We start from the raw sequence: 6,443 nt of genomic DNA, 5'->3' as shown, positions 1-6,443 counted from the left end.
GACCGGTGCGACGATCGGCACCGACACCACGGTGATGACGTGGGCTGGTACCCGGTTGCCGAAGGGCTGGACTCAAGCAGGGCACGGGCATTCGGCCGATGAGGTCCGCGACTGGGTCAGCCTGCGCTTCCACCGCCCCGGCACCGACGACACCGGCAAGCCCGGACCACGGGTCACCATCTACCGCGCCAGCGGCTGGATCGATCGCGACCAGGAGGAGGCCACCAGCCCCGCCGAGTTGCGCGCCGCGTTCATGCTGCTGCTCGACGGACTGCGCGCCACCTTCGGCAGTGTGGTCGGCGAGACCTACGGTGTGCCGCTCAAAGGCACCCCGGCTGCGACGGGGTTCGAGCTGGTGCGCCGCACCCTGCCCCGCAAGCGCGGCGGCGCTGCCCACCAGTACCCGATCCTGGACACCGACACCCAGAACCTCATCCGCGCCCACTGCGGCCAGGCCCGCAACGAAAACTTCTGCATCACAAACCATTCCAGCGGGGGCGCGCATATCCCGGACCGGATTCCCGGAATGTTCGTCTACGACATGCGATTCGCCTACGCCGCACTCTGCGACCTCGAGATGCCGTGCGGGCCTGTAGAGCGCGATCAGGTACCCGAAATCGCCATGCGGGGCCGTGGCTGGGAACCGTGCCTCTACCAGATCCGGGTGACCGTCCCGCAAGACTGGGACCGGGTGGGCCGGTTCCGCTACCGCGACACCGGTGACGACGAGTGGGTGTACCCGAGCGAGCCCGGCACCACGTTCGTGAGCTGGGCGTGGGAAAACGCCCTCATCCAAGCCGACCGCGACGGCTGGAAACTCGGCGAACACATCGAGATCCTTCAGCGGGTGCGTTTCACCGGCCCGAAGACCAAGCCATTGTTGACCTTCGGCACGCACCTGCGCGATCTGCGCGACGAGTGGATTCCCGCGCAGAAAGACGTTCCGGACCGGGTCCGGGAGCTGGCGAAGATCATGGCCCGCCAGATCGCCATCGCGACTATCGGCAAGCTCGCCGCGGCACCGTACAAAAAGCTGTTCACCTGCCCGATCGACGATCTGGAATCCCGGCCCGCGCACGCTCGCCCGTCCGACGACGGCAAACGCTGGGAATGGCGGGAGAAGGTCGCTACCGGCGACGATCTCGCTCACCCGGAATGGGCTGCCTACATCTGGGAGCGCTGCCGCGACTGGCTCTATGACCACCCCGGCCAGCCCGGCGCGGGACTGCGGTACGTGCCGCGCGATCAGCTGCTGGTGGCGCGCACCGATGGTTTCTGGACTTCCACACCGCAGCCGATCAACGACACCGGCAAGATCGGGGCGTTCCGTCCCCAGCTCGCTCACACTCAGCCGTTGACCACCCCACGCAGCTACCCCGAGCTCAACGCCACCCGCGCCGCGCTCGAAGCCGCTGCCGCCACCACGGGGGAGGCTAAGCAGTGACCAAGCGCAAGCCCTTGTCAGAGTTCTTGCGGCGCGCGCTCGATCTCGGCCGCACCCAAACCGAACTGGCGCGCGAGCTGGGTGTCTCGCGTTCCGCGGTGAACAAATGGCTCACCGGAAAGCGCGAGACCCCGGAACGATTCCGGGACTCGCTGCGCAAGGCAGCCAGGCCCGGCTGGAAGGTGCCGACCACACCACCAGCGACCACCAAGACCGGTGCGCCGATCAAGACAGCCGGAACGCCGAAGATCACCCAGCTTCCCGGCGGGAACGAGAACATCTACACCCACGCCAGATCCGCGTTCGCCCGCGAACTCGCGCGGGTGCACGCCAGCGGGAACGCGCCGACGTCGTTCTCGGTGCGGCTGTACAACTTCCGGGGCGAGGACTCACCCAAGTCCAGACCGGGGAGAACCCGCACCATCGAGGTCAAGAATCTGACCGATGCCGAGATCCTTGCGCTGTCCTCTGGTCGCAAGGACGTTCTCGAAGACGTCATCACCCGCGCCGTGGCTGCCGAGAACTACAGCAAGAATTTCACCTTCAGCAGGGCAACCCGATTCAACTTCGACACCACCCCGTAGCAAACCCAGACCACTCCTCATCCGTGGATTGAGAGTGGTCTGCGATTCAGCCCGTCGAAAACGGACACCGCCGATTCGGCTCGAAAGCCGCAGATCAAAACACATTCCGGGTAGCGACCAGCCCCTGGATTAGGGGCGCGACTAGCCCCGCGACCAGCCCCGCGACACTTGCGCGGGGCTGGTCCAGGGGCTAATCCAGGGGCTGGTCCAGGGGCTGGTCCAGGGGCAGCAACCGACAGGCAATCGTCACCGGCGCGGGGGTTGCACCTCTTTCGCACCATCCCCAGGCACAAAAAATCACCCGGTGCCGTGGGGGACCGTACCGCCGCGCTATGCGGGCCTGTCGGCCGTTCCCCTGTGTCCTACAGGCGGGGAGGACATCTACCCGGCACCGGGTGATGACATCAGAATGGCCGGTCCGCTAGCGTTTTTTGTGCCGATGTGGCACAAGCGCGAACGTGCCGTTCTGGCACATATTTACGCGGTGTCGGTGCCTAACCTGGCGTATGACCTGTGCCATCGATCAGGAAGACGAGCGGCCATGACGACCAACTTTGACGACGCGGACGGCGCGCTGGACACGGGCCGATACATCGGCCAGCAGGTCCGCAAATACAGGCGGGTGCGCAAGTTGAGCCAGCAGATGCTGGCCGACCGGATCGGCGTCGACCGCACGATGATCACCCGATGCGAGACCGGAACGCGGCCCATCGATTCCCGTGACGTGCTCTACCGGCTCGCTGGCGCGCTGAGTGTGTCGGTCGGGGATCTGACCGGCCACGCCGACGACAAGGTCAACCCGGCCACGGCCGCGTTCGGCGCGGCGGTGCCCGAGATCGAAGGCGCGCTGATGGCGGCCGGGATCGGCAATGGCTCGATCGATCCGCGTCCGCTGGCCGAGCTGGTGACCGAGGCGAACGCGGCGCCGGTGATCCGGATGCAATGCGACTACGTCACCCTCGGCTCGATGCTGCCGGGCCTGATCACCGACCTGTACCGGCACACCACCGCCGGCGGTGACGATGCTGAGCGAGCGTGGCGGGCGCTGATTCCTGCGACCCTCACGGTCGGGCTGACCACCCGAAGCCTTGGATACACCTCGCTGGCTTGGATCGCTGCGCAGGCCTGCGAGCGGGCCTCGAACGTGGTCGGAGATCCGGTGGGTCGGGCAGCCGCAGAATTCGTGCTCGCACAGACGCTGCTCTCTCAGCCTGGCGCGGCCCCGGCCGCGCTGGTGCATTCGGCGGGCGCGGCCGATTCCTTGCAATCCGGGCTCACCACCGAGGCCGGGCTACAGATGTACGGCATGCTGCACCTGCATGCCGCGCTGACCACGGCCGCGATGGGCGGTGATCCCGGCGATCACCTGACCGAGGCAGCCGAAACCGCGGGGCGAACCGGCGCCGAACACGGGGACGCGTTCGCGCTGAACTTCGGCGAGCAGAACACGAACATCTGGCGTATGTCGGTCGCGCTCGAGATGCGCGACGGCGGCAAAGCGATCGAGGCATCGCGGCTCATTCAGCCCGAGACTATTCCCACCGAGGACCGGCGCGGCCGGTTCTATGTCGAGCTGGGCCGCGCCTATGCCTTAGAGAAGCAGTACGCGGAAAGTCTCGCGGCACTGCTGCACGCCGAACGCATTGCCCCGCAAGAGGTCCGAGCGATGAGCAAGGTTCGCGAACTCGTCGGCTCCATGCTTCGCAAGGCACGCCGTGACCTCATGACCGGCGAACTCGGCCGCCTGGCCGACCGGGTCGGGGCCGCCTGACCTGAACACCTCCGACGTGGGAATATGACGAAGGCCCGGAGGCGGTAAGGACGCCTCCGGGCCTTCGTGTGCGTGGGGTCAGCTGGCCGCGATCAGCGCGCCGACCCCGATCCAGATCCAATGCCAGGACTGATCCAGGTACGCCGCGCCCGAGGCCAAACCCTCACCGCGCGAGTAGAACCCGCCTTTACCGGTCCGCTCGGCCAGCCAGCGCAGCGGCGTACGCCGATCGGCGACGTAGTGAGTCAGCGCCGACACCGTGAGCCCGGCCGCCGTGTGCGCGAGGCTCAGCGACAGGCCCAGCACCCATGCGGCCAGCGCCAGAAACGCGCCTTGGGTCGCGGTGTAGGTGATCACATGCTTGGCGCAGTTCCAGCGCCCGACCCAACCCCGCAAGCCTTTGTGCCCGGCCTGGTGGTCGGACTGAACCCAGTAGTCGCCCGCCTGGTGGGCGACCAGCCAGATTCCGAGCACCGCGCCGAACAGCGCCGCGTGATCAATACCGGTCATCACAACCCCTTGCGTGTCGGCTCGTCGATCTCGGCGGCGGCAGCTGCGGCGTCGAACGGCAAACCCAGCAGCCAGCCCCGGCGCAGAGCCTGTTTACCCGCAGCCAGTTTGCCCAGACGCTCGGCCACTGAGGTGTAATGCCGGTCCACCACTCCGGCTAGCGCGCGCAGCGACAAACGCGGCTCGGCGTCACGGGCCGCGAGCAGCAGCTCGTCGTCAAGTGCGGCCAAGGCCTCGGCCAAACGGCGCGAGTCTGCCAACGCTGTCGCCAGGAAATCGCGATCGCCCAAGCGTTTCTGATCCCCCTTGCGGACCGCAATAGCCGCCCGCAGCACGGTGTCGGCCCAGTCCGCAAGCTCCCAGCCCTGATGCCCCATCGGACCCCAGTTCAGCGTGTACGTCCCGGCCTTGGTGTCGTAACTCATGCTCTCCACTCCCTGTCTGTAGGGTTTTCCCTACACCTCTAAGTGTAGGGAAAACCCTACAGTGAGGCAAGGGGTACCTCCGGCATCCGCACACACCTTTTGCACCATTCACGCGGGAGATCGACCCAACCAATGCCCAGCGAGACCCCAAGCGATTTCAATACAAATGTGCAGGTCACACCTTTTGCACCATTCCTATACCCCAGGGCGGTATAAGGACCGGCGGGGTCGACCCCCTCCCATTTGGGGTCGACCCCAGGGTCGGTTGGGGTCGACCCCTTCAGCGGTTGGGGTCGACCCCGAGGGTCGATGGGGTCGGTCGGGGTCGACCCCGAGACGGGTTGGGGTCGACCCGAACGGTTCGGGACACCATTCGGTACACCTGTGGGTACACTCGCGGGTATGGCGTTAAAACCACTGACTATCAAACTGCCCGAGCACTTCCTGACCGTGGCCCGCGAAGTGGCGGAGGCCGAAGACACCACCCTCTCCGCGTGGGCTGCGAAGGCAGTGACCGAGAAACTCCTCCGGCTCGCTGCCCAGGCCGAGACCGAATGGGACCGCGCCCACCCGGAGGAGACAGCCGCGGCATTCGCTGAACGTGAGGCCGAGTACGAAGCGCGGCGTCAGGCCGAAGACGCCGAAGATGCTGCAGCACAGCGGCACGGTGACGCCGCGTGACCGAGCTGGCCCGCGGGCAGGTCTGGGACTACAAGGGCATGTCTCACACCCGCCGAGTCCTGATCGTGTCCACCGACGCCCTCAACGATGCCTATCCGGTCGTGGTGGAGGTGACCTCCATCCAGCCCGGTAATCCGGCGCTGAAACTGCTCAGCGTCAACCTCGGTGATGACCTCGGCGGGTACGCCCGTGCCCGGTCCATCAGCACCGCCGATACCCCGCGATTCCAAGCGCTCATCGGCACCGCACCCGCCCACCTCATGGACCAGATAGACGCCGCACTCCGCGCAACCCTGGCGCTCTAACTTCCCATTCAGCACACCTTTTGCACCATCCCAGGGCGAGCGATCAGGAAGGCAGGGGCACCCCCTGCCTCGCTGGGGTGCACCCCCACCCCAAGGGGGGTGCACCCCCTCGCTGTAAGTAGATCATCAGTGCATCTACGGCACTTTCCCCATGTCATCCAGCGCGAAACTGACACTACTTACGCATCACTGACATAGAATTGGCGAATTGTCAGTGCAAACGCGCAGAAACTGCGCAAAGGAGGGGCTTGATGATTCCCGAAACCGGCAGCGCCTACGCCATCATCCAAGGACCGCACCGCGACGAGCGTCATCGCGTGATCGCCTGGGACGACCAGGGAAACGCCCTGATCGCCAACAGCGAAAAAGGTCACCTTGAGAAAGCGTCTGAGCGCACCGGGTTTCAAGGACTCGGCAACACTGTTCTCGACACCACCTATCGCAAGGACCAGGGCGACGCCTTCGGCGCGTTCATAGACGAATGCCTGGAGGAATCCGAAGGGCATCTGGTCAAGACCAGAGCCGTCTATGCCGCCTACGCGCAGTGGGCCAAGAACAACGGCGTCAACACCGTGGCCCAACAGCGATTCCGCAAACTCCTCGAACCGAAGTTCCCTGGCCTGTACCACAAGCGCGCCGGCAACCCCGCCGAGTGGTATTACGGCGGACTGCGACTGCGTGAAGGCGTTGAGGTCGGCAACGATGCCGCTGGTGCCTCCGCCA

Annotated in this window: 8 protein-coding genes; 6 read left to right on the top strand and 2 right to left on the bottom strand. The window is 65.9% G+C overall.

Features of this window, described 5'->3' with window-relative positions; all coding sequences use genetic code 11:
• From NP3_RS49565 to NP3_RS43800, 3 genes are all read left to right on the top strand, one after another.
• On the top strand, window positions 1-1,444 hold a 1,444-nt coding region (locus NP3_RS49565; protein ID WP_169814687.1), incomplete at its 5' end, for a hypothetical protein.
• Window positions 1,441-2,028: a helix-turn-helix transcriptional regulator gene (locus NP3_RS43805; protein ID WP_063047598.1), complete on the top strand. Its 588-nt coding sequence runs from the start codon at window positions 1,441-1,443 to the stop codon at window positions 2,026-2,028. The genes NP3_RS49565 and NP3_RS43805, both read left to right, overlap by 4 nt.
• Window positions 2,029-2,569: 541 nt before the next feature.
• Window positions 2,570-3,799, top strand: a complete 1,230-nt coding sequence (locus NP3_RS43800; protein WP_063047597.1) for a helix-turn-helix domain-containing protein — start codon at window positions 2,570-2,572, stop codon at window positions 3,797-3,799.
• Between the two features lie 78 nt (window positions 3,800-3,877).
• Here NP3_RS43800 and NP3_RS43795 read toward each other — a convergent pair whose 3' ends face one another.
• Both NP3_RS43795 and NP3_RS43790 read right to left on the bottom strand, forming a co-directional pair.
• Window positions 3,878-4,309 carry a DUF3307 domain-containing protein gene (locus NP3_RS43795; protein ID WP_063047596.1) on the bottom strand — a complete coding sequence of 144 codons (432 nt, stop codon included), beginning with the start codon at window positions 4,307-4,309 and terminating at the stop codon, window positions 3,878-3,880.
• Window positions 4,309-4,734, bottom strand: a complete 426-nt coding sequence (locus tag NP3_RS43790; protein ID WP_157124956.1) for a hypothetical protein — start codon at window positions 4,732-4,734, stop codon at window positions 4,309-4,311. Before NP3_RS43790 ends, NP3_RS43795 begins: the two co-directional genes overlap by 1 nt.
• 402 nt (window positions 4,735-5,136) lie before the next feature.
• Between NP3_RS43790 and NP3_RS43785 the strand changes: the two genes are divergently transcribed.
• The 3 genes from NP3_RS43785 to NP3_RS43775 form a co-directional block, all read left to right on the top strand.
• A complete protein-coding gene (locus NP3_RS43785; RefSeq protein ID WP_157124955.1) occupies window positions 5,137-5,415 on the top strand; it encodes a hypothetical protein in 279 nt (92 codons plus the stop codon).
• On the top strand, window positions 5,412-5,720 hold the full coding sequence (locus NP3_RS43780) for a type II toxin-antitoxin system PemK/MazF family toxin (protein WP_063047593.1): 309 nt from the start codon (window positions 5,412-5,414) through the stop codon (window positions 5,718-5,720). Before NP3_RS43785 ends, NP3_RS43780 begins: the two co-directional genes overlap by 4 nt.
• Before the next feature lie 251 nt (window positions 5,721-5,971).
• A partial coding sequence (locus NP3_RS43775; protein ID WP_157124954.1) for a primase-like DNA-binding domain-containing protein occupies window positions 5,972-6,443 on the top strand: 472 nt, incomplete at its 3' end.

Origin of the sequence: Nocardia pseudovaccinii NBRC 100343 (assembly GCF_001613225.1) — a bacterium.
GTDB classification, from domain to species: Bacteria; Actinomycetota; Actinomycetes; order Mycobacteriales; family Mycobacteriaceae; genus Nocardia; species Nocardia pseudovaccinii.
Note: the sequence above shows the minus strand (reverse complement) of the source record. Positions and strands in the feature narration are given on the sequence as shown.